We start from the raw sequence: 21353 nt of genomic DNA, 5'->3' as shown, positions 1-21353 counted from the left end.
ATGGCTCCCACGCCGTGGGCCAACTTCGCCTTGTTCGCGGCCGCCGCGCTCGCGCCGTCCGCGCTGTGCTGGGCTGCGCTCCGCCTGCCCCGCCTGATACGCGGTCTGCGACGGGAAACCGCTTCGCCGCAAGGACTTCCGATCGAGCAGTTGGCGGCGGACCTGCGGCGGGTGCACCGGATCCTGGAGTGCGTCCGACCGGGCACGCCGTACGCCCGCCGCGCAGGGGTACGGCAGGCGTACGACGTCCTGTTGGCACAGGCCTGTGCGGCGGTCGGGGTGGCGCACCGGCTCGGCGAACTGCCCGAAGGGGTGGACCGGGAGATCGAGCGGCTGCGCGTCGAGGAGTCGTTGCGGGCCGCCGGTCTGGTGATCCCCTGATCCACCGGCACGCCTACTCCCGGCACCTCTTGCCGGTGTTGATGCAGTTCACGACCCGCTGCATGATCTCGTCGGGCATCACGTTGGCGAAGTCGTCGTGGTCGGAGAACGGGTTGTGCTTCTCCTCGGGGAACGCGTCGACCGCGTACTGGCCGTTCTGCTGCACGTCCCGGGGGATGTCGTAGGTCAGGCTGATGCGCAGCTGCGGCACGGCCTTGAAGCCCCTGGGGCACTTGCCGTTCCGGTCGGCGTAGACGATGTGGTCGCGGTGGTTGGCGCTGTCGGTGTTGGTGCCGTCCCAGCAGCTCGCGAAGTCGTGGATGCGCTTGACCTTGCTGCCCTGCGGGCAGATCGGGTACTTGTTGATCAGCACCTTGTCCTCGAAACCGGTGCAGGTCCACGAGTCGCGGGCGTTCCTGGGGCCGTTGGTGGACACCTTCGCGTCGCCGTAGAGCACGCGCAGGAACCGGGGCATCGGCGTGACCTCGCCGGTGGGGCTGCCGCGGAAGGTGATGTCCACGACCTCGGGGCGCTGGATCTCGCCCTCGTTGCCGGGCAGTTCGTTCTCGTCGCTCCGGCTCTTGCCGTCACCCTTCTCCGGCGCGTCGGCCTCGGCTTCCTTCTGCGCCTCGGCGACCTTCACGTCCTCGGTGTCGCCGTCCTTGACCGTGCACGGGGCGAGCCGCTGGAGCCCGCGCGGCCGCCGGCCCACCCGGTCGATCGCCTCCACGATCCGTCCGATCGTCGCGGAACGCTTGTCGCGCAGCGGCTTCAGCACGGTGTTGTTCACCGCGTCCGGGTCGTCCACGTTGACGTTCTGCAACTTGGCGTTGGCCTCGGCGACCTGGTCCTTGAGGGCCTTCAGCTCGCGGTCGACCTCGGCCCTGGCCTGGCGTGGCACGTCGCGGAGCTTGCGCTTCACGTCCGGGCACTCGACCTCGGCGTCGGCGGGCTGTCCCGGCTCCCCGCCCTCGTTCTCCCGGTCGATCCGGACGACCGGCCAGAAGTACGTGGACTTGTCGCCGTTCTTGCAGGTGGTGTCGGCCTCCAGCAGGCTCTCGTCGGTCGAGTCGGCGTCGGTGGACACGTTGCCCACGTAGTCGTGCAGGTGCTGGGCGCCGTTGCGGACGCCGGGCTGCGCGATGAAGTTGTCCGGGTTGAAGTGGCCGTTCTCGTTGCGGCCGCAGTCCACGGTGAACGTCCCGGTCGTCGCGTCGTCCTCCGGCCTGGGCGCCTTGACGTTGCGTCCCTGCTTGGTGATGTCGACGAACAGGGACTTGTCGGCCCCGTCCGCCTGGGCGGTGCCCTGGTCGCCGGTGGTGGAGATGGCGACCGCCAGGCCGGTCGTCAGCACCAGTCCGGCAACCCCGGCCGTGAGCTTCGTGCGCCGCGAGAAGCGGTGCCGCCCCTGGTTTCGCGTCATGGATGTGTCACCTCGTCGTAGGTACGCGCATCAGCTTCGAACCCCGACCACCGGTGGGCGGTGGACAACGTGGCATACGTACCGCACCCGGTCCGCGACCTCACCGTTACCGTCTCGTTACCCAGATCGCCCCCTAACTCGGGCCGGGAGGCACTAGGCCGGTGGGTGGCCGCTGCGAAGACCCGTGCAACGGACGACCCTGAGGAGTGTCATGTCCCGCATGTCAGGAGTGCTGGCCGCCGTGGTGGTCGGGCTCTCGCTCGTCGCCGCGGCGCCCGCCTCGGCCGCGAGCGCGCACGACCCGTTACCCACCGAGCTGCCGCTGCCGAACGGCTTCCGCCCCGAGGGCATCGCCATCGGCAGCGCGCCGGTCGCGTACCTGGGCTCGTTGGCCGACGGCGACCTGCTCCGCCTCGACCTGCGCACCGGCAAAGGTGAGGTGTTCAGCCAGGGGCCCGGCACGCCGTCGGTCGGGCTGAAGGTCGACCGGCGCGGGCGGCTGTTCGTCGCCGGTGGGAATGGCGGGGACGCGCGGGTGGTCGATGCCCGAAATGGAGCAATCCTCAAGTCCTACAAATTCGCCGGCCCGGGTGCCTTCGTCAACGACGTCGTGGTCACCGACGACGCCGCGTACTTCACCGACTCCAGCAAGGCGCTGCTGTACAAGATCGCGTTCGGGCCGCACGGCCGGTTGCCCGACACCTACACCGCGGTGCCGCTGACCGGTGATTTCGTCCTCAATCCGGGGTTCAACGCGAACGGCATCGCGGAGACGCCGGACGGAAAAGCGCTGCTCGTCGTGCAGAGCAACACCGGTCAGTTGCACCGCGTCGTGGACGGCGTCACCAAGGTCGTCGACCTCGGCGGCGAGGTGCTCACCGCCGGTGACGGCCTGTTGGTCCGCGGGCGCACCCTCTACGTCGTGCGGAACGCGCTGAACACGGTCGCGGTGTTCACCCTTGACAGGGCCGGTACCAGCGGAAAGCTGGTGGCCAAGATCACCGACCCGCGGTTCGACGTGCCCACGACGGTGGCCGCGTTCGGCAACCGGCTGTACCTGCCCAACGCCCGGTTCACCACACCGCCGACCCCGACGACTACGTACAACGTCGTCGCTGTGCCCAACAGGTGAAACCAAGGGGGCCGATGGGTGCAAAGTTCACATCGGCCCCCTGTTCCGGGTGTCACTCGACTGGGTAACCTCAGCGTCGCGTCGCGCGAGTGATCGCTGTCTCTTCGTAATGATGATCTTCTGATGTTACCGTTCCGTGGCCGATCGGGTGAAGAGGAGGCAGCGCTCCTAGTGCTGCGTTCTGACCAGGCTGACTAGTTCACGAGGCTGCGGAGCACTGTGAAGCAGAAGAACAAGGTGGAGACGAACCAGAAGACCATCCGCTCCAGGCTCACCGGTGTGGTGGTGGTGCCGAGCGTGGTGCTGCTGGTGATGTGGTTGGCGTTCTCCTCCTACACCGTCTTCGACGGCTTCTACACCCGCGCCGTCGCGGTCAGCGTCAAGGAAGCCTCCATCCCGGCCGTGAACGCCTTCGTCGCGATCCAGCGCGAACGCCAGCTCGCCATGACCGCGCTCAGCCAGAAGAACCCCGACCTCGACGACCTGCACGCGCAGCAGCGCGTCGTGGACGACACGACCGGTGCGATGAGGCGGGCGTTCGAGGCGGTCTCCGGCAACTCCCCGGACGAGGTCAACGCCAAGATCACCGCGCTGAACGCGCTCCTCGGGGAGCTGCCGCAGCGCCGCGCGGGCGTCGAGACCGGCAAGGTCGACAAGGACGAGATCTACAAGTACTACAACAGTGTGGTCGACGCGGGCACCGCGCTGTTCGGCACCCAGGCCCGCGTCGTCCCCGACGTGGTGGCCTCCCAGGGCGGGCTCAACGCGACCGACCTGTTCCGCGCCGCCGACTGGATGTCGCGCGCCTCCTCGGTCGCCTCCGGCGCGCTGACCTCCGGCCAGCCCAGCGCGAAGGACCGGCTGGAGTTCGTCAACCTGGTGGGCTCCTACCACTCGCAGCTCACCACGACTACGCCGTTCGCCCAGGACCACGTGCGCCGGGAGTACCAGGCGCTGACCGAGTCGGACGACTGGCGCAGGCTCACCGAGCTGGAGAACGAGCTGATCACCACGTCCACCGCCGACGTGGCGCTGGACGAGTGGCAGGCCGCCTCCCGCCCGGTGTCCGAGCGGCTGGTGACCCTGGCCACCAACCAGGCGTCCAGCGCGGCCGACTCCGGCCTGGAGCGCGGCAACAGCCGGTTCGTCACCGTCCTGATCGGCGCGCTCATCGCGCTGGTCGTGGTGCTCGCCGGCATCGTGTTCGCGGTCCGCATCTCCAACCGGCTGGTCAACCGCGCGCTGATCACCCGCCTGACGGCGCTGAAGAAGGACTCGCTCGCGCTGGCCCACGAGCGGCTGCCCGACATCGTCGACCGGCTGCGCGAGGGCAAGCACGTGGACGTCGAGGTCGAGGTGCCGCCGCTGGACTACGGCAGCGACGAGATCGGCCAGGTGGCCGACGCGTTCAACGCCGCCCAGTACACCGCCGTCGCCGCGGCGGTGAAGGAGAGCCAGGCGCGCGAGGGCGTGAACCGGGTCTTCCTGGACATCGCGCACCGCAACCAGGGCCTGGTGCACCGCCAGCTCAAGATCCTGGACAAGCTGGAGCGGGAGGAGGAGAACCCGGACCAGCTCGACGCGCTGTTCCAGCTCGACCACCTGGCCACCCGCGCCCGCCGCAACGCGGAGAACCTCATCATCCTCGCCGGCGAGCAGCCCGGGCGGCAGTGGCGCAAGCCGGTGCGGCTGCTCGACGTGCTGCGCGCCGCGGTCGCCGAGACCGAGCAGTACGTCCGGGTCAAGGTGAACCCCGTGCCGGAGACCGCGCTGGTGGGCGCGGCCGTCGCGGACACCATCCACCTGGTGGCCGAGCTGGTGGACAACGCGACCGCGTTCTCCTCGCCGCGCTCCCAGGTGCAGGTGCACGCCAGCGAGGTGCCGCAGGGCGTCGTGGTGGAGATCGAGGACCACGGCCTGGGCATCAACCCCGAGGACCGCGAGCAGCACAACGCGATGCTGGCCGACCCGCCCGAGTTCGACGCGATGCGGCTGCGCGGGGAGTCCCGCCTCGGCCTGTTCGTGGTGGCCCGGCTGGCGGCCCGGCGCGGCATCCACGTCGAGCTGCGCGAGTCGCCCTACGGCGGCACGCTCGCCCTGGTGCTCATCCCGTCCGCCGTCGTGGCGGGTCCTACCAGCGTCGTGGAGCCGGCGGAGACCCGCCAGCTGCCGCGCCGCACCTTCCCAGACGACCACGTGATCCCGGAGCAGGGCGACGACTCAGTGCGAGACGCCAGGTTTCCCGACACCTCCCGAGAGCTGGAGGGGTTCTGGGCCCAGGCCGAGGCTGCGGCCAACCAGCATCCCGTTCCAGCGGACAACCGACCCGACGAACGACTGAACGACGAGCTGGACCTGCCGCAGCACAGCGGCGACCTCCAGTTGCCACAGCGCAAGCGGACCGCCGAGTGGCCTGCCGACGAGCCGGCCGCCGAACCCGCGGACCGCCCCGAGCTGCCCCGCCGCCGCAGGCAGCAGAACCTCGCGCCGCAGTTGGTGCGCAACGATTTCCACCCTTCGCCCGAACCGCTCGCCGAGGTCGACGCGGAGCAGTCCGCCGAACGGGTCCGCCAGGACCTGTCGGCGTTCCAGCGGGGCACCCGTGACGCCCGCCGCTCCGACGACGCCCTCGAACCCTGACCAGCAGTGGCCGGACGACTGGAAACCGGAAAGGCAACGGCGATGAACGACATGACCAGCCAGCACAACGAACTGAACTGGTTGTTGGAGGACCTGGTCGGCCGTGTGGTGGGTGCCCGGCACGCGGTGGTGCTGTCCGCGGACGGTCTGCTGCTCGGTCGGTCACCCGGACTGTCCAAGGACGACTCCGACCACCTGTCGGCGATGGCCTCGGCGTTCCAGAGCCTGGCCCGCGGCACCGGGCGGCACTTCGGCGGTGGCGCGGTGCGGCAGACCATCGTCGAGATGGAGCACGCCTACCTCTTCGTCACCGCGGCGGGACACGGCGCGTGCCTGGCCGTCCTGGGCGAAGAGGACTCCGACATGGGGATGATCGCCTACGAGATGAACATGTTGGTGAAGCGGGTGGGGACGTACCTGTCGTCCGCGCCCCGCGGCACCTCGTCCGCGTTGCCCGCGGCCCGCAGGTCGTCGTGATGGCCGGCCGCGAGGACTGGTGGTACGACGAGGCGGCGGGCCCGCTGGTCCGCCCCTACGCGATGGTGCGCGGCCGGACCCGTCCGCTGCGCCCGGAGCTGCACCTGGTGACCCAGGTGCGGGCGATGCCCTCGCCGGCCGACCCGGCCGCGCTGTCGGTGGAGCACCTGGAGATCATGGAGCTGTGCCGGCGACCGCTGTCGGTGGCGGAGGTCGCCGCGTACCTGGACGTGCCCCTGGTGGTCGTCAAGGTGCTGCTGAGCGACCTCATCCAGCGCGGTGACGTCGTGATCCGAGACCCCTCCCGAGTCCCGCAAGTGCCGGACCGGAACCTGTTGCAGGCAGTGCTGGATGGTGTCCGTGGAATCTGAGCGACCGGGCGGGGAACTGCTGGTCCCCACCCCAGTCAAGATCGTCGTCGCCGGCGGCTTCGGCACCGGCAAGACGACCATGGTCAACTCGGTCAGCGAGATCCCGCCGCTGCACACCGAGGAACTGCTCACCGAGGCGGGCGTCGGCGTGGACGACGTGCTGGGCCTGGAGCAGAAGGAGACCACCACGGTCGCCTTGGACTTCGGGCGCATCACGATCAACCCGGAGGTGGTGCTGTACCTGTTCGGCACCCCCGGCCAGAACCGGTTCTGGTTCATGTGGGACGAACTGGCCTACGGCGCCATCGGCGCGGTGATCCTGGTCGACACCCGCAGGCTGGACTCCAGCTTCCCGTCCATCGACTTCTTCGAGCGGCGCGGGATCCCGTTCATCATCGCGGTGAACTGCTTCGAGGGCGCGCACGCCTACGAGGTGGCCGAGGTGCGCCGAGCGCTGGACGTGGACGAGGCGATCCCGCTCGTGCTGTGCGACGCACGGGACCGCGAGTCGTCCAAGACGGTCCTGGTGAGCCTGATCCAGCACACCATGGACCGCCTGGACGCGATGGCCTGAGCCGCACCCCGGTGTGATCGCCTGCGTGATCACCCGCGGCGGGTGGTGAGCACCGACGGGCGACGCTGCCTGCGCAGCGCCGCCAGGTAGGTGCCGAAGTCCACCTGCACCGAGTCCGCCGCCGACGGGCCGTAGCGCGCGTCGGCGGCTTTGAGGTGCGCGTCGACCTCGCGCCTCATCACCGACGGCGGGGGCAGTTCGGCGACGCCCTCCACCAGGTCGGCGATCCACTCCGCCTGCGCCTGCACCAGGCGGGTGATCGCGCCGAACGGCCGGATCAGGCCGGCGAAGTAGAGGTCCGGCTGGGCCAGTGATACCACTCGCTGGTACAGCGCCACCCGGCCGGCCGGTTCGAACACCCATTCGAATGGCAGGAACGGGAATTCGATGCGGTAGCCGGTGCAGTACACCAGGTCGTCCGCCGCCTCACCGGTGCCGTCCGTGAAATGCACCACGGAGTTCTCGATACGCTCGATCGCAGGCTTGACGACGAGCGCTCCGTGGTTTATCCGGCTGAGCAGCTCGTCGGATATGGTGAGGGCGCCGCCGAAGATGCGGTGGTCCGGTTCGGCCAACCCGTAGTCGGCCAGCCGGCCGCGCATCAGGCGCAGCAGCGTCTCGATCAGGCGGCGTTGTTCGGGAAACGTCAGGCGGGCCCACCAGGGGGCCGAGGCGATTTCGTCGATGGGAATTCCGAGCATGGTCTTCGGCACCACGTGCACACCCCGCCGCTGAACCAATACCGTTCTCGCGGCGACCCTGGACAATTCGACGGAAATATCCGCAGCGGAGTTGCCGAAACCCACCACGACCACCCGTCTGCCGGTGTGCCCGACCGGATCGGAGTAGTCGAACGAGTGCAGCCTGCGACCGGGGAACGTCTCATCCCCCGGGAATGACGGCAGTCGCGGCGACCAGTGGTGGCCGGTCGCGACGACCACGTGCCCGAACCGCCGGTGGTGCTGGGCGCCGGTGCGGTCACGGGTCGTCACGAGCCACGTGTGGTCTGCGGCACGGGACAGCGACACCACCTCGCAGTTCAGCTCCACCAGATCCGTCACGCCCTTGTGATCAGCGTAACGTTGCAGGTAGGACGCCATCTGGTCATGTCGGGGGTAGCGCGGGAAGTCGGCCGGCATCGGGAAGTCGCCGTACCCGGTGATCTTCGCCGACGTGTTCAGGTGCAGTGACCGGTAGGCAGGTCCGGGTCCAGCGGGTTCCGGATATCGCCACAGCCCGCCGAGCCCTCCGGACCGCTCCAGTACGGTCACCGGCAAGTCCCGGGAACGGAGCGTTCCGGCGACCGCCAGCCCGGACACGCCGGCGCCGATCACGCACGTGTGATCATGAATGGGACGTTCGGCGTATTGACTAGCCGGAAATTCAGCCACAAGTGCCGCCACCCTTTCGGCCCAATTCCGTCACGCAGCGTGCCGGTGGCCGCCGGGTGTGATCTCCACCGGCCGGCCCGTCGTCCATTGCGCGCACCCTCTGCACAAGGTAAGCCTTGCGCCCGGAGGTGCCTAGTGTCCAGTTCTGTCGCTGTGGCTCAGGCCTCACGCCGTGAGGGCCTGTTCAGTGCATCGGATTCGACCTACCGAGGCTTCGCGTTCGACAAGTGGCTCGCCATCGGCACGGCGCTGGGTTTCTCCGTCGAGCAGTTACGCGTCTCGCTGGGCGAACTGGGCGCCGTCCTCGGTGATTGGTCCGATCGCCGCATCGGATTGCGCCGGGAATATCCGTCGTTCGTTTCCCGGGACGGATTCCCGATCGAGTTCTCGGTGAGTTGGCGGGGCGGCGTGCCGGAAGTCCGGGTGCTGTTCGAATCCATCGGCGCGCAACCCACCGCGCGGGCGGCGCAGGACGCGGGCCGGGCGCTGACCCGCTCGCTGGCCGGCCGGCCGGGTGTCTCGCTGACGCGGTACCACCTCGTCGAGGACCTCTTCGTGGTGGACGAGCCGCGCCCGTTCCGGCCGACGGTCTGGCACTCGCTGGCCTACCGCCCCGGCGAGAAGCCGCGCTACAAGGTCTACCTCAACCCGCAGGCGCACGGGCCGGCGGCGGTGCCCGAGGTGATGTGCGCGGCGATGACCCGGCTGGGGCTGCCGTTCGCGTGGGACCGGGTCGCCGCGCAGTACCACGAACTGGCGGACGAGGGGCACCAGCTGGAGTTCGTCGCGCTGGACCTGGCGGACACCCCCGACGCGCGGGTGAAGGTCTACTTCCGGCACACCGGTCGGGTCGACCTGGACCGGGTGGCGTCGCTGGCGCGCACCCACGACCCGGTGTCGGCCGGGCCCGCCTACCGGGACGTGTACGGCTCGCCCGCGTCGCCGGACAACGAGCCGATGACGTGCCTGGCGTTCCGCTCGGGCTGCGCGGGGCCGGAGGAGGCCAACGTCTACCTGCGACTGCCCGGCGCGGCGGAATCCGATGCGGATGCCGCCGCGCGCATCACGTCGGTCATGCGCCGGTTCGGCGTGGACCACCGGCAGTACCGGCACGTCGCCGAAGCGCTGGCCCCGCTGCCGCTGGAGTCGATGGCCGGGATGCACGAGCTGCTGAGCTTCCGCACGGCGTCACGCCGCCCGGACCTCGGCGTGTACTTCCGGTTCGCCGTCTACGACACCCCGGTGGACGGCGTGCACGTGTGACGGCGCGCGGGTCTCCGAGCCCTGCCGGAGACCCGCACGCGGCACGGCTCCCCGGCGGGGAACGGCGCCGGGGGAGACCTCAGGCCGCGTAGTTGTGGAACCCGCGACCGCTCTTCTTGCCCAGCAGCCCCGCGTCCACCATGCGCAGCAGCAGCGGCGGCGGCGAGTACAGGGGCTCCTTGAACTCCTCGTACATCGACTCGGCGATCGCCTTGGTGGTGTCCAGGCCGATCAGGTCGGCCAGCCGCAGCGGCCCCATCGGGTGCGCGCAGCCCAGCACCATGCCGTTGTCGATGTCCTCCGCGCTCGCGAAGCCGGACTCCAGCATCCGGATCGAGGACAGCAGGTAGGGGATCAGCAGGGCGTTCACCACGAACCCCGCCCGGTCCTGCGACCGGATGACCTCCTTGTGCAGCACCCCGGTCACGAACGCCTCGGCTCGGCTCTGCGTCTGCTCGCCGGTCAGCAGCGAGGGCACCAGCTCGACCAGCTTCAACACCGGCACCGGGTTGAAGAAGTGCACCCCGATGACCTGCTCGGGGCGGCCGGTCGCCATGCCCAGCTTCATGATCGGGATGGAGGAGGTGTTCGAGGCGAAGATCGCCTTCGGGTCCTGCACGACCTTGTCCAGCGCGGCGAAGACGTCCGTCTTGACCTGCTCGTTCTCCGCGACGGCTTCGACCACCAGGTTGCGGTCGGCGAAGTCGGCGATGTCGGTGGTGAACCGGAGGCGCTCCAGTGCGGCGTCCCGGTCCTCGGCGGTCAGCTTCCCGCTGCGCACGCCCTTGCCCAACGAAGCGGCGATCCGCCCCTTCGCGGCCTCGGTGGCATCCAGGTTCACCTCGGCCACCAGCACGTCGAGCCCCGCTCGCGCGCAGACCTCGGCGATACCGGAGCCCATCAGCCCGGACCCCACCACTCCAACACGTTGAATGTCACTCACGCCCCGATCCTGCCAGGGCGGGTGCGCACCGGCACAACCTCCACCTGTAGCCACGTGCGCCTCGGGCGACGACGGGTGCAGCGGTGGACCGCACCGGGACCGGCGTGCCCGCCTTCGCGTGGGCGGACACGCCGGAGCCCCTCAGCCCAGGTCCCGCTCCGCTCGGGCGATCGCGGCGAACTCCTCCTCCGGCGCGGCCGCGACCAGGTGGTGCCTGCTGTAGAACCAGAAGTAGGCCAGCGCCACCACGACGATCCCCGCGGTGATCCCGGCGGCCGTCTTGTCCACGAAGAACGTCGCCACCACCGCCGCCAGGGCGAGCACCAGCGCGACACCGGTCGTCACGACCCCGCCGGGCGTCCGGTAGGGGCGTTCCAGTCCCGGTTCACGGATGCGCAACACGATGTGCGACACCATCATCAGCACGTACGACAGCGCCGCGCCGAACACCGCGATGTCGATCAGCAGCGCCCCGTCCCGGGTGACCGCCGCCAACACGAACCCGATCGCGCCCGGCACGATCAGCGCCAGGTAGGGCGTCTTCCGCTTGCCCGTCCTGGACAGCCAGCGCGGCAGGTAGCCCGCGCGCGACAGCGCGAACAGCTGCCGGGAGTACGCGAAGATGATGGAGAAGAAGCTCGCCACCAGCCCGGCCAGGCCGACGTAGTTCACGATCTGCGCCAGCGGGTTGTCCCCGCCGTAGGCCGCCCGCACGGCGTCGGGAAGCGGGTTGTTCGACCCCTTCAGGGCCTCCGAGCCCGCCCCGCCGGGCGCGAGCACCAGGATGGCGCCGGCGAACAGCAGCAGCGCCGCCATCGCGCCGATGATGCCGCGCGGCATGTCGCGCTTCGGGTCGCGCGCCTCCTCGGCGGCCAGCGGAACGCCTTCCACGGCGAGGAAGAACCAGATCGCGTAGACGAGCGCGCCGAGCGCCCCGGCGAACCCGAACGGCAGGAACCCGTCGTTCCCGGCGAGGTCGAACAGCTTGTCGACGTCGAACCGGGGGATCATGCCGATGACGAACGCCAGCAGCGCCACCACCGCGATGCCGGTGATCACGAACATCAACCGCAGCGCCTCACCCACCCCGAACAGGTGCACGCCGACGAAGATCAGGAAGCACACCAGGTACACCGGCCACGAGTTGGTCAACCCGAACAGCCCCAGCGTCTCCACGTACCCGCCGATGAACACCGCGATGGCGGCGGGCGCGATGGCGTACTCGATCAGGATGGCGACACCGGTCGCGAACCCGCCCAGCGGTCCCAGCGCGCGGCGGGCGAAGCCGTACCCGGCGCCGGCCACGGGCAGCGCGGCGGCGAGTTCGGCCAGACCGAACACCATGCACGTGTACATGGTGGCCATCAGGACGGTCGCGACCAGCAGACCGCCCCAGCCGCCCTGCGCCAGCCCGAAGTTCCACCCGGCGAAGTCGCCGGAGATCACGTACGACACCCCGAGCCCGGCGAGCAGCACCCACCCCGCCGCGCCGCGCTTGAGCTGTCGGTGCTCCAGGTACTCGCTGCCCACCTTCTCGTACTCGACGTGCTTGGCCATCTGCGCTCCCTAATGGGTCAGCTGCGCTCCTTTGAAGGCGGTTCGAGAGTGGCGTGCGTCACCTGATGGTGTCAACAAGCCGGCGCGCGACGGCTTCGCGGTCGGGTATCCGAGCCAGTGCGGGAGAGGCGGGGAGGGCTGGCGTGCGTCACCTGATGGTGTCAGGATGGCGGCGGCCAATGGCTCGCTGACATACCTTTGGAGGTAGTGCGAATGCTCACCGTCGAGGAGTTGCGCGAGCTCGTGGACACCGGGGAGATCGACACGGTCCTCGTGGCCGTCGTCGACATGCAGGGCCGTCTCCAGGGCAAGCGGTGCGCCGCGCGGTACTTCCTGAGCGAGGTCCTGGAGCACGCCGCGGAGGGCTGCAACTACCTGCTCGCGGTGGACGTGGACATGAACCCGGTCGACGGCTACGCGATGTCCTCCTGGGACACCGGCTACGGCGACTTCGTGATGAAGCCGGACCTGTCCACGCTGCGCCGCGTCCCGTGGCAGGAGGGCACCGCGCTGGTGATGTGCGACATCGAGTGGGAGAGCGGGGAGCCCGTGCCCGCTTCGCCGCGCCAGATCCTGCGCCGCCAGCTCGACCGGCTGGCGGAGCGCGGTCTCCAGGCGTTCGTCGGCACCGAGTTGGAGTTCATCGTCTTCGACAACACCTTCGAGGACGCCTGGGACCGGGGCTACCGCAACCTCACCCCGGCGAACCAGTACAACGTCGACTACTCGCTGCTGGGAACCGCACGCATCGAGCCGCTGCTGCGCGACATCCGCAACCACATGGCGGGCGCGGGCCTGGAGGTCGAGTCGGCCAAGGGCGAGTGCAACCCCGGCCAGCACGAGATCGCGTTCCGGTACAAGGAAGCGCTGGCCACGTGCGACAACCACGGCATCTACAAGACCGGTGCCAAGGAGATCGCCGCGCAGCACGGCAAGTCCCTGACGTTCATGGCGAAGTACAACGAGCGCGAGGGCAACTCGTGCCACATCCACCTGAGCCTGCGCTCCGCGGCCGGTGAGCCGGTGTTCGCCGAAGGGCGCGGGATGTCGGCGCTGATGAAGTCGTTCATGGCGGGACAGCTCGCCGGGCTGCGCGAGCTGACCTACTTCCTCGCGCCGAACGTCAACTCCTACAAGCGTTTCGTCCCCGGCAGCTTCGCGCCGACCGCCGTGGCGTGGGGCCGGGACAACCGGACGTGCGCGCTGCGCGTGGTCGGGCACGGCCAGTCGCTGCGGTTCGAGAACCGAGTGCCGGGCGGTGACGTGAACCCCTACCTGGCGGTGGCGGCGCTGATCGCGGCGGGCCTGCACGGGGTGGACAACGACCTTCGGCTGGAGGACGAGTTCGTCGGCAACGCCTACACCTCCGACCGCGAGACCGTGCCGACGACGTTGCGGGACGCGGCATCCCTGTTGGCGCGCAGCGACATCGCGCGCGACGCGTTCGGCAAGGACGTGGTGGACCACTACCTCAACGCGGCCAAGGTGGAACTGGCCGCCTACGACTCGACCGTGACCGACTGGGAGCGTGTCCGTGGTTTCGAACGGCTCTGAACCGCTGATCGGCATCAGCACCTACCTGGACCGCACGAGGTTCGGCGTGTGGGACGTCGAAGCCGCCGTGCTGCACCGCGCCTACCTCGACTCGGTGGTGCGGGCGGGCGGCAACCCCGTGCTGCTGCCCCCGTTGGGCAACTGGAACGCCGGCACCATCGCGTTCCTGGACGGCCTGGTGCTGGCGGGCGGCGGGGACGTCGACCCCGCCAGGTACGGCGCGGCGCGGGATCCGCGCACCGGCAAGGCGAACGCCCACCGGGACGACGCGGAACTGGCGCTGGCGCGGGCTGCGCTGGAGCTGGACCTCCCGCTGCTGGCGGTGTGCCGGGGTATGCAGGTGCTCAACGTGGTGCTCGGCGGCACGCTGCACCAGCACGTGGCCGGCCACAACGTGACGCCGGCCGTGTTCGAGAAGGTGGACGTCGCGGTGGTGGCGGGCAGCGCGCTGGCCGGGATCGTCGGACCGTCGTTGTCCGTGCTGTGCCACCACCACCAGACGCTGGACCGCATCGGTGACGGCCTGGAGGTCGTCGCCACCGCGCCGGACGGCGAGGTGGAGGCGGTGGAGCTGCCGCGGAAGCGGTTCGTGCTCGGCATCCAGTCGCACCCGGAGGCCGACCGCGAGGACCGGCTGTTCGATGCGTTCGTCGACGCGGTGCGGAAGGGCGTGTGATGGCCTCCTCCGACGTGATCAACCCGGCGACCGGGGAAGTGGTGCGCCGCGTCGGACTCGCCTCGCTGGAGGAGACCGACGCGGCGATCGCCCGGGCCCAGGCCGCGTTCCCCGCCTGGAAGGCGGTCGCCCCCGGTGACCGCGCCCGGCTGCTGCGCCGGTTCGCCGACGCCGTCGACGGTGCCGTGGAGGAGCTCGCGGCGCTGGAAGTGCTGAACGCGGGGCACACCATCGGCAACGCGCGGTGGGAGGCGGGCAACGTCCGCGACGTGCTGCACTACTACTCGGCCGCGCCGGAACGCCTGTTCGGCAGGCAGATCCCGGTGGCCGGCGGGCTGGACGTGACGTTCCAGGAACCGTTGGGCGTGGTGGGTGTGATCGTGCCGTGGAACTTCCCGATGCCCATCGCGGGCTGGGGTTTCGCGCCGGCGCTGGCGGCGGGCAACACGGTGGTGCTCAAGCCCGCCGAGCTGACACCGCTGACCGCGCTGCGGCTCGCGGAGCTGGCTCGTGAGGCGGGCATCCCGGAGGACGTGTTCCAGGTGCTGCCCGGTGCCGGACCTGTTGTCGGGCAACGCTTCGTCACGCACCCGGCGGTGCGCAAGGTGGTGTTCACCGGGTCCACGCGGGTGGGCAAGCAGGTCATGGCGGGCTGCGCGGACCAGGTGAAGCGGGTGACGCTGGAGCTGGGCGGCAAGTCGGCCAACATCGTGTTCGCCGACGCGGACCTGGAGCAGGCCGCCGCCACCGCGCCGTACGGGGTGTTCGACAACGCCGGCCAGGACTGCTGCGCGCGGTCGCGGATCCTGGTGCAGGCCTCGGTCTACGACCGGTTCATGGAGCTGCTGGAACCGGCGGTGAAGGGCGTCGTCGTCGGCGCGCCCGGCGACGAGGCCACCGAGATGGGACCGTTGATCTCCGCCGCGCACCTGGCCAAGGTGTCCTCGTACGTGCCCGACGACGCACCGGTGGCGTTCCGGGGGTCGGCTCCCGACGGGCCGGGTTTCTGGTTCCCCCCGACGGTCCTGGCACCCGTGCGGCCCGACGATCCCGCCGCCGTGGACGAGATCTTCGGGCCGGTGGTGGCCGTGCTGCCGTTCGCCGACGAGGACGAGGCCGTGCGGCTGGCCAACGCCGGCGATTTCGGGCTGTCCGGCTCGATCTGGACCCGTGACGTGGGGCGGGCCCTGCGCGTCTCGCGCGGTGTGGAGGCCGGGAACCTGTCGGTCAACTCGCACTCGTCGGTCCGCTACTGGACGCCGTTCGGCGGGTTCAAGCAGTCCGGGCTGGGACGTGAGCTGGGGCCGGACGCGCTGGGACCGTTCACCGAGACCAAGAACGTCTTCATCGCCCACTGATGATCCGGCTGAATGGGAGAGACATGGCACAGCGACTGGAAGGCCGGGTGGCCGTCGTGACCGGCGGCGGCAGCGGCATCGGCCTGGCCTCGGTGCGCCGGCTGGCGAGCGAGGGCGCGCGGGTGGTGGTCGCGGACGTCGACGCGGGCGCGGGCGAGGCCGCCGCCGACGAGGTGGGCGGGCTGTTCGTGCGGGTCGACGTGACCGACGAGGAGCAGGTGTCGGCGCTGTACCAGACCACTGTGGACACCTGTGGCTCGCTGGACGTCGCGTTCAACAACGCGGGCATCTCGCCGCCCGAGGACGACTCCATCCTGACCACCGGCATCGAGGCGTGGGACCGGGTGCAGAAGGTCAACCTGACGTCGGTGTACCTGTGCTGCCGCTACGCCATCCCGCACATGTTGCGGCAGGGCAAGGGATCGGTGATCAACACGGCGTCGTTCGTCGCCACCATGGGCGCGGCCACCTCGCAGATCTCCTACACCGCCTCGAAGGGCGGCGTGCTGGCGATGAGCCGTGAGCTGGGCGTGCAGTTCGCGCGGGAGGGCGTGCGGGTCAACGCGCTGTCGCCGGGACCGGTGAACACCCCGCTGCTGCGCGAGCTGTTCGCGAAGGACCCGGAACGGGCCGCGCGGCGGCTGGTGCACGTGCCGCTGGGCCGGTTCGCCGAGCCGGAGGAGATCGCGGCCGCGGTGGCGTTCCTGGCCAGCGACGACTCGTCGTTCATCACCGCGTCGAACTTCCTGGTGGACGGCGGTATCGCGGGCGCCTACGTGACACCGCTGTGATGATGCCGTTGCGGGACGCGTTGTTCCGCCCGGTCCGGGCGGGCAACGCGTTCGAGGAGACGGTGGAACGGCTCATGCAGGCGATCCGGCTCGGCGTCGTGCCGCCGGGCGAGCGGCTGCCCGCCGAACGGGAACTCGCGACCAGGCTCGGCGTGAGCCGGGTGACCTTGCGCGAGGCGATCAGGTCCTTGCAGGACGCCGGGATCGTGGAGTCCAGGCGGGGCCGCTACGGCGGCACGTTCGTCAACGCCGAGTTGCCCGCGTCGCTGCCGGGGCGGCGGGTGGAGGTGCCCGAACTGCTCGACGCGCTGACGCTGCGCACCGTGCTGGAGACCGGGGCCGCCGAGTGCGCGGCCGGGCGGTCGCTGGGACCGGGGGAGCGGCGGAACCTGCGGGCGCGGCTCGCCGAGTGCTCCTCGGCCGAGCTGGCCGAGTACCGGCGCAAGGACTCCCGGCTGCACCTGGCGATCGCGGAGTCCACCGGGTCCGCGTCGCTGACGGGGGCCATCGCGGACGTGCGGATGCGGGTGAACGAACTGCTGGAGCGGATCCCGCTGCTGCCGCCGAACCTGGCGCACTCCAACGACCAGCACGAGCTGGTCGTCACGCGGATCCTGGACGGCGACGCGGAAGGGGCGCGCCGGGCGATGGCGGAACACCTGGACGGCACGGCGTCGCTGCTGCGCGGTTTCCTGTCCTGACCGGTGGCCGAACGCGCCGGTCCGGTAAGGCGAACCGAATCCGATATCGGCTGCCGAAGCCGAAGCCGAATCCGGTGTCGACTTACCACCGAAGCCGAATCCGGCCTCGGCATTCCTGCCGAAGCCGAATCCGGGTGGATTCCGACGGTGCCTAGGGGGTGGGCTGGGCGGATTTGCCGTAGCCGAACTGCGAGACCACGTTGCGGTTCGTGTCACGCAATTTGGCGGTGTCGCCCTGGTCGTTCCAGATGGGCCGCTTGATCCCGTACGAGAAACCACCGGACTCCGGGTGGATCTCGTTGGTGTAAACCCGGATCCGCTGGCCCGGTTGGAGAACGGTGCCCGGCGGGAAGGTGAAGTCCTGGCCCGCGTCGTCGGCGCCCAGCGTCCAGCCGGAAATGTCCCCCGGTGCGCTGCCGCGGTTGACGATCTCCACGTACTCGTCCGCCTGGGTCCGCTTCACCTCGCCCTTGTTGCGCACCGTCGTGATCACCACGTCCGGCCGGCCCGCCTTGCCGAACAGGGCCACCACGTCGGCGCTGTTGGCGCTGTTCTCCGCGCTGATGAACTTCCGGACCACCTGGCCGCCCTGCTTGAAACCGCTGATCACGACGGCGTACTGCTCACCTTCGACGGTGACGTTCTCCGGCGAGACGAACGTGGGCAGGTCGACCTCGTCCTCCGGGTTGGGGCCGACGTTGGGGGTCTCGTTGTGCCGGAACTTGAAGCTGAAGTCGCTCTCCGTGCCGTCCTCGAAGACCACCTTGACCGTGAGGTCGACCTCGAACTGGGACTGCGGCATCGCCTGAATGGGGAAGTTCTCGTGGGTGAACGTGCCCAGGGTGAATTCCGTGCCGTCCAGCTTCACGTCGACAGCGCCACCGCGGAACACGTACCCGCTCTTGCCCGAGCCGGCGGGAACACCCCACTTGACGTGGTCGGTGCCCAATCCTTCGAGGTTCGGAGGTGTGGTGCTGATCGTCGGCCAGCTGCCGGACGTCGTCGCAGTGCTCATGAGGTGATCATGCTCGCCTACAGGTGCGGTGGGTAATCCGCTGGGTGGGGGAGTAGGGGTTCGGGAAAAAGGTCGTCAGGGTTGGTGGCGCGCTCCGTTGTGGAGTCCGTTCGAGTGGTCCGAATACTCGAACAGACCACTTCCCGCTGAATTGCGCTTTCACGCTCTGCGGGTGGCGGAATACGCGTTGGTTCATCCGGTGGTGCCCGCGACCCGCGTGCGTCGGCCGACGAGCCCGGGTCACTCGGTGGCGCAGCGGGCGGTTTCCCGGCACCACGAGCCGTACGGCGATGTCATCGGCAGTCGATCCGACCCTCGGCTGGTGCCTGCTCCAAGGGGCCGTAGCCGGGCAGGCCGCCGCGGGCCTTGAGAGCGGTCTCAGGCCCTGGACCGGATGGCTTCGGGACGTGTCGGCAGATAACAGGTCGGTGAGCCCCGATAACATCTCCGGCAATAGCACCGCCTACCCGAGGAGTCATCGTGTCCCAGCCGCGCCCCGCAGCCGCACTCGCCCCACCGCGCGTGGTGGTGCCGGCCGGGACCACCGCGGGCACGGCGGTCCGGGAGGCGGGGCTGCCCGGCAAGGGGCCGGACGCCGTCGTGGTGGTCCGGGACGCCGAAGGGCACCTGCGCGACCTGTCCTGGGCGCCGCGGGTGGACGTCGAAGTGGAGCCGGTGGCCGCCGACACGCCGGACGGCCGCGCGGTGATCCGGCACTCCGCCGCGCACGTGCTCGCGCAGGCCGTCCAGCAGCAGTTCCCGGAGGCCAAGCTGGGCATCGGCCCGCCGGTCAAGGACGGGTTCTACTACGACTTCCGGGTCGACAAGCCGTTCACGCCCGAGGACCTCCAGGCGCTGGAGAAGCGCATGAAGCAGATCGTCAAGGGCGCGCAGCGGTTCGACCGGCGGGTGGTCGAGTCCGTCGACGCGGCCAAGCGCGAGCTGGCGGACGAGCCGTTCAAGCTGGAGCTCGTGGACGTCAAAGCCGGTGGGGAGTCGGGCGCCGCCGTCGACACCTCGGAGATCATGGAGGTCGGCGGCGGCGAGCTGACGATCTACGACAACCTGGACCCGCGCAGCGGCGACCGGGTGTGGGGCGACCTGTGCCGCGGCCCGCACGTGCCCACGACCAAGCACATCCCGGCGTTCAAGCTCACCCGCGTGGCCGCCGCCTACTGGCGCGGCAACGAGAACAACCCGCAGCTCCAGCGGATCTACGGCACGGCCTGGGAGTCGCAGGAGGCGCTGGACGGCTACCTGGAGCTGCTCGCCGAGGCCGAGCGCCGCGACCACCGCAAGCTGGGGGTCGAGCTGGACCTGTTCAGCTTCCCCGACGAGCTGGGCTCGGGGCTGGCCGTGTTCCACCCCAAGGGCGGCGTCATCCGCCGTGAGCTGGAGGACTACTCGCGCCGCCGGCACGAGGAGTCGGACTACGAGTTCGTCAACACGCCGCACATCAGCAAGAGCGGCCTGTTCCACACGTCCGGCCACCTGCCCTACTACGCGGACACGATGTTCCCGCCGATCGAGTTCGAGGGCGAGGACTACTACCTCAAGGCGATGAACTGCCCGATGCACAACCTGATCTTCAGGTCGCGCGGGCGGTCCTACCGCGAGCTGCCGCTGCGGCTGTTCGAGTTCGGCACGGTCTACCGGTACGAGAAGTCCGGCGTGGTGCACGGCCTCACCCGGGTGCGCGGCCTGACGATGGACGACTCGCACATCTACTGCACGAAGGAGCAGATGCCGGGCGAGCTCCGGTCGCTGCTGAAGTTCGTGCTCGACCTGCTCGCCGACTACGGCCTGAGCGACTTCTACCTCGAACTGTCCACCCGCGACGACTCGCCGAAGTTCATCGGCGACCCGCAGGAGTGGGCGGAGGCCACCGAGACGCTGCGGCAGGCCGCCGAGGACTCCGGGCTGGAACTCGTGCCCGACCCCGGCGGTGCGGCGTACTACGGCCCGAAGATCTCCGTGCAGGCCAAGGACGCCATCGGCCGGTCGTGGCAGATGTCGACCATCCAGCTCGACTTCAACCAGCCCAAGCGGTTCGAGCTGGAGTACACCGCGCCGGACGGCTCCCGGCAGCAGCCGATCATGATCCACCGGGCGCTGTTCGGGTCCATCGAACGGTTCTTCGGCGTGCTCACCGAGCACTACGCGGGGGCGTTCCCGGCGTGGCTGGCCCCCGTGCAGGTGGTCGGCATCCCGATCGCCGACGAGCACGTCGAGCACCTGGAGCGGGTCGCGGCGGCGCTGCGGGAGCGCAAGATCCGGGTGGAGGTGGACTCCTCCGACGACCGGATGCAGAAGAAGATCCGCAACCACACCACCCAGAAGGTGCCGTTCATGCTGCTCGCGGGCGGCAAGGACGTCGAATCCGGCGCGGTGTCGTTCCGGTTCCGCGACGGCACGCAGATCAACGGCGTGCCGGTGGCCCGCGCGGTCGAGACCATCGTCGACTGGGTGACCCGTCGCGAGAACGCCTCGCCCACGGCGGAACTCGTCCAGTGACGCCCCGGTACGAAGAGCAGGACGGGGTCGGGGTCCACGACGAGCTGCAGCGGCTGTGGACCCCGCACCGCCTCTCCTACGTGCGCGGTGAGGGCAAGGCGGTCGGCGACGAGCCGGAGGGCTGCCCGTTCTGCCGGGTGATCGGGCTGGACGACGCCGAGGGCCTGATCCTGGCCCGTGGCGCGCTGGTGTTCGCGGTGCTCAACCTGTACCCGTACAACCCCGGCCACCTGATGGTGCTGCCCTACCGGCACGTGCCCGACTACACCGACCTCACGCCCGCCGAGACGGCTGAACTCGCCGAGTTCACGCAGCGCGCCATGCGGGTGATCCGCGCCGTGGCGAACCCGCACGGGTTCAACATCGGCATGAACCAGGGCGTCGTGGCGGGCGCCGGCATCGCCGCCCACCTGCACCAGCACGTGGTGCCCCGGTGGGGCGGCGACGCGAACTTCATGCCGGTGATCGGCCACACCAAGGTCCTGCCGCAGCTGCTCGGGGAGACCCGTCGACTGCTGGCGGACGCCTGGTCGACGCATTAGTCGGCAGCGCCGCACCGCATCCGACCGTCGAATTGCGTCACTCGGCGGTC

The 21353-nt window shown here is 69.9% G+C and carries 19 protein-coding genes; 14 read left to right on the top strand and 5 right to left on the bottom strand.

Translation table 11 applies throughout. The features are described from left to right. The gene (locus FHS29_RS04160; RefSeq protein ID WP_184688321.1) at nucleotides 1-381 is read left to right on the top strand and encodes a hypothetical protein; all 381 of its coding nucleotides are present in this window, start codon (nucleotides 1-3) and stop codon (nucleotides 379-381) included. A 13-nt stretch (nucleotides 382-394) separates the two neighbouring features. On the opposite strand, the gene FHS29_RS04155 is transcribed toward FHS29_RS04160, so the two are convergent. Then, nucleotides 395-1804 (bottom strand): DUF1996 domain-containing protein, encoded by a 1410-nt coding sequence (locus tag FHS29_RS04155; RefSeq protein ID WP_184688319.1) that lies wholly within the window; start codon nucleotides 1802-1804, stop codon nucleotides 395-397. 211 nt (nucleotides 1805-2015) lie between these two features. Here FHS29_RS04155 and FHS29_RS04150 point away from each other — a divergent pair, with 211 nt between their 5' ends. The 5 genes from FHS29_RS04150 to FHS29_RS04130 all read left to right on the top strand — a co-directional run bounded on the left by FHS29_RS04150 (nucleotide 2016) and on the right by FHS29_RS04130 (nucleotide 6998). Beyond that, entirely contained in the window at nucleotides 2016-2936 is a 921-nt protein-coding gene (locus FHS29_RS04150) for an SMP-30/gluconolactonase/LRE family protein (RefSeq protein ID WP_184688317.1), read from the top strand. Between the two features lie 219 nt (nucleotides 2937-3155). Further along, entirely contained in the window at nucleotides 3156-5576 is a 2421-nt protein-coding gene (locus FHS29_RS04145; protein ID WP_184688316.1) for a sensor histidine kinase, read from the top strand. Nucleotides 5577-5618: 42 nt separating this feature from the next. Next, nucleotides 5619-6053 carry a roadblock/LC7 domain-containing protein gene (locus FHS29_RS04140; protein WP_184688314.1) on the top strand — a complete coding sequence of 145 codons (435 nt, stop codon included), beginning with the start codon at nucleotides 5619-5621 and terminating at the stop codon, nucleotides 6051-6053. Then, the gene (locus FHS29_RS04135) at nucleotides 6053-6424 is read left to right on the top strand and encodes a DUF742 domain-containing protein (protein ID WP_184688312.1); all 372 of its coding nucleotides are present in this window, start codon (nucleotides 6053-6055) and stop codon (nucleotides 6422-6424) included. The genes FHS29_RS04140 and FHS29_RS04135 overlap by 1 nt, the downstream gene beginning before the upstream one ends. Then, on the top strand, nucleotides 6405-6998 hold the full coding sequence (locus FHS29_RS04130) for a GTP-binding protein (RefSeq protein ID WP_184688310.1): 594 nt from the start codon (nucleotides 6405-6407) through the stop codon (nucleotides 6996-6998). The genes FHS29_RS04135 and FHS29_RS04130 overlap by 20 nt, the downstream gene beginning before the upstream one ends. 29 nt (nucleotides 6999-7027) lie before the next feature. Here FHS29_RS04130 and FHS29_RS04125 read toward each other — a convergent pair whose 3' ends face one another. Beyond that, nucleotides 7028-8332: a flavin-containing monooxygenase gene (locus tag FHS29_RS04125; RefSeq protein ID WP_312864738.1), complete on the bottom strand. Its 1305-nt coding sequence runs from the start codon at nucleotides 8330-8332 to the stop codon at nucleotides 7028-7030. 210 nt (nucleotides 8333-8542) lie between these two features. Between FHS29_RS04125 and FHS29_RS04120 the strand changes: the two genes are divergently transcribed. Then, entirely contained in the window at nucleotides 8543-9652 is a 1110-nt protein-coding gene (locus FHS29_RS04120) for a tryptophan dimethylallyltransferase family protein (RefSeq protein WP_312864737.1), read from the top strand. A 79-nt stretch (nucleotides 9653-9731) separates the two neighbouring features. On the opposite strand, the gene FHS29_RS04115 is transcribed toward FHS29_RS04120, so the two are convergent. Further along, entirely contained in the window at nucleotides 9732-10595 is an 864-nt protein-coding gene (locus FHS29_RS04115) for a 3-hydroxybutyryl-CoA dehydrogenase (RefSeq protein WP_184688305.1), read from the bottom strand. A 141-nt stretch (nucleotides 10596-10736) separates the two neighbouring features. Then, nucleotides 10737-12152: an ethanolamine permease gene (gene eat / locus FHS29_RS04110; RefSeq protein WP_184688304.1), complete on the bottom strand. Its 1416-nt coding sequence runs from the start codon at nucleotides 12150-12152 to the stop codon at nucleotides 10737-10739. Between the two features lie 213 nt (nucleotides 12153-12365). Between eat and FHS29_RS04105 the strand changes: the two genes are divergently transcribed. From FHS29_RS04105 to FHS29_RS04085, 5 genes are read left to right on the top strand one after another with little or no spacing between them, the layout of a single operon-like run. Next, nucleotides 12366-13706: a glutamine synthetase family protein gene (locus FHS29_RS04105; protein ID WP_184688302.1), complete on the top strand. Its 1341-nt coding sequence runs from the start codon at nucleotides 12366-12368 to the stop codon at nucleotides 13704-13706. Next, entirely contained in the window at nucleotides 13687-14382 is a 696-nt protein-coding gene (locus tag FHS29_RS04100; RefSeq protein WP_184688300.1) for a gamma-glutamyl-gamma-aminobutyrate hydrolase family protein, read from the top strand. The genes FHS29_RS04105 and FHS29_RS04100 overlap by 20 nt, the downstream gene beginning before the upstream one ends. Then, nucleotides 14382-15740, top strand: coding sequence for an aldehyde dehydrogenase family protein (locus FHS29_RS04095; RefSeq protein WP_184688298.1), 1359 nt, complete (start codon nucleotides 14382-14384; stop codon nucleotides 15738-15740). Before FHS29_RS04100 ends, FHS29_RS04095 begins: the two co-directional genes overlap by 1 nt. A 23-nt stretch (nucleotides 15741-15763) precedes the next feature. After that, the gene (locus FHS29_RS04090; protein WP_184688297.1) at nucleotides 15764-16531 is read left to right on the top strand and encodes a 3-oxoacyl-ACP reductase; all 768 of its coding nucleotides are present in this window, start codon (nucleotides 15764-15766) and stop codon (nucleotides 16529-16531) included. Then, nucleotides 16531-17232: a FadR/GntR family transcriptional regulator gene (locus FHS29_RS04085; protein ID WP_184688295.1), complete on the top strand. Its 702-nt coding sequence runs from the start codon at nucleotides 16531-16533 to the stop codon at nucleotides 17230-17232. Before FHS29_RS04090 ends, FHS29_RS04085 begins: the two co-directional genes overlap by 1 nt. A 151-nt stretch (nucleotides 17233-17383) precedes the next feature. Here the strand turns inward: FHS29_RS04085 and FHS29_RS04080 are convergent, their stop codons facing one another. Then, complete coding sequence (locus FHS29_RS04080; RefSeq protein ID WP_184688294.1) at nucleotides 17384-18247, bottom strand: lamin tail domain-containing protein; 864 nt, start codon at nucleotides 18245-18247, stop codon at nucleotides 17384-17386. Between the two features lie 480 nt (nucleotides 18248-18727). Between FHS29_RS04080 and thrS the strand changes: the two genes are divergently transcribed. Together thrS and FHS29_RS04070 are read left to right on the top strand one after the other, a co-directional pair. Further along, nucleotides 18728-20761, top strand: coding sequence for a threonine--tRNA ligase (thrS, locus tag FHS29_RS04075; protein WP_184688292.1), 2034 nt, complete (start codon nucleotides 18728-18730; stop codon nucleotides 20759-20761). Continuing rightward, complete coding sequence (locus FHS29_RS04070; protein ID WP_184688290.1) at nucleotides 20758-21303, top strand: HIT family protein; 546 nt, start codon at nucleotides 20758-20760, stop codon at nucleotides 21301-21303. The genes thrS and FHS29_RS04070 overlap by 4 nt, the downstream gene beginning before the upstream one ends. Nucleotides 21304-21353: the final 50 nt, after the last annotated feature.

This window comes from Saccharothrix tamanrassetensis, from assembly GCF_014203665.1.
Lineage (GTDB): Bacteria > Actinomycetota > Actinomycetes > Mycobacteriales > Pseudonocardiaceae > Actinosynnema > Actinosynnema tamanrassetense.
Note: the sequence above shows the minus strand (reverse complement) of the source record. Positions and strands in the feature narration are given on the sequence as shown.

Bases quoted from the DNA above. Each gene is read 5' to 3' on its own strand.
- FHS29_RS04160 (WP_184688321.1), top strand. From the start codon at position 1: ATGGCTCCCACGCCGTGGGCCAACTTCGCCTTGTTCGCGGCCGCCGCG.
- FHS29_RS04155 (WP_184688319.1), bottom strand. From the start codon at position 1,804: ATGACGCGAAACCAGGGGCGGCACCGCTTCTCGCGGCGCACGAAGCTC.
- FHS29_RS04150 (WP_184688317.1), top strand. From the start codon at position 2,016: ATGTCCCGCATGTCAGGAGTGCTGGCCGCCGTGGTGGTCGGGCTCTCG.
- FHS29_RS04140 (WP_184688314.1), top strand. From the start codon at position 5,619: ATGAACGACATGACCAGCCAGCACAACGAACTGAACTGGTTGTTGGAG.
- FHS29_RS04135 (WP_184688312.1), top strand. From the start codon at position 6,053: ATGGCCGGCCGCGAGGACTGGTGGTACGACGAGGCGGCGGGCCCGCTG.
- FHS29_RS04130 (WP_184688310.1), top strand. From the start codon at position 6,405: ATGGTGTCCGTGGAATCTGAGCGACCGGGCGGGGAACTGCTGGTCCCC.
- eat (WP_184688304.1), bottom strand. From the start codon at position 12,152: ATGGCCAAGCACGTCGAGTACGAGAAGGTGGGCAGCGAGTACCTGGAG.
- FHS29_RS04105 (WP_184688302.1), top strand. From the start codon at position 12,366: ATGCTCACCGTCGAGGAGTTGCGCGAGCTCGTGGACACCGGGGAGATC.
- FHS29_RS04095 (WP_184688298.1), top strand. From the start codon at position 14,382: ATGGCCTCCTCCGACGTGATCAACCCGGCGACCGGGGAAGTGGTGCGC.
- FHS29_RS04090 (WP_184688297.1), top strand. From the start codon at position 15,764: ATGGCACAGCGACTGGAAGGCCGGGTGGCCGTCGTGACCGGCGGCGGC.
- FHS29_RS04085 (WP_184688295.1), top strand. From the start codon at position 16,531: ATGATGCCGTTGCGGGACGCGTTGTTCCGCCCGGTCCGGGCGGGCAAC.
- FHS29_RS04080 (WP_184688294.1), bottom strand. From the start codon at position 18,247: ATGAGCACTGCGACGACGTCCGGCAGCTGGCCGACGATCAGCACCACA.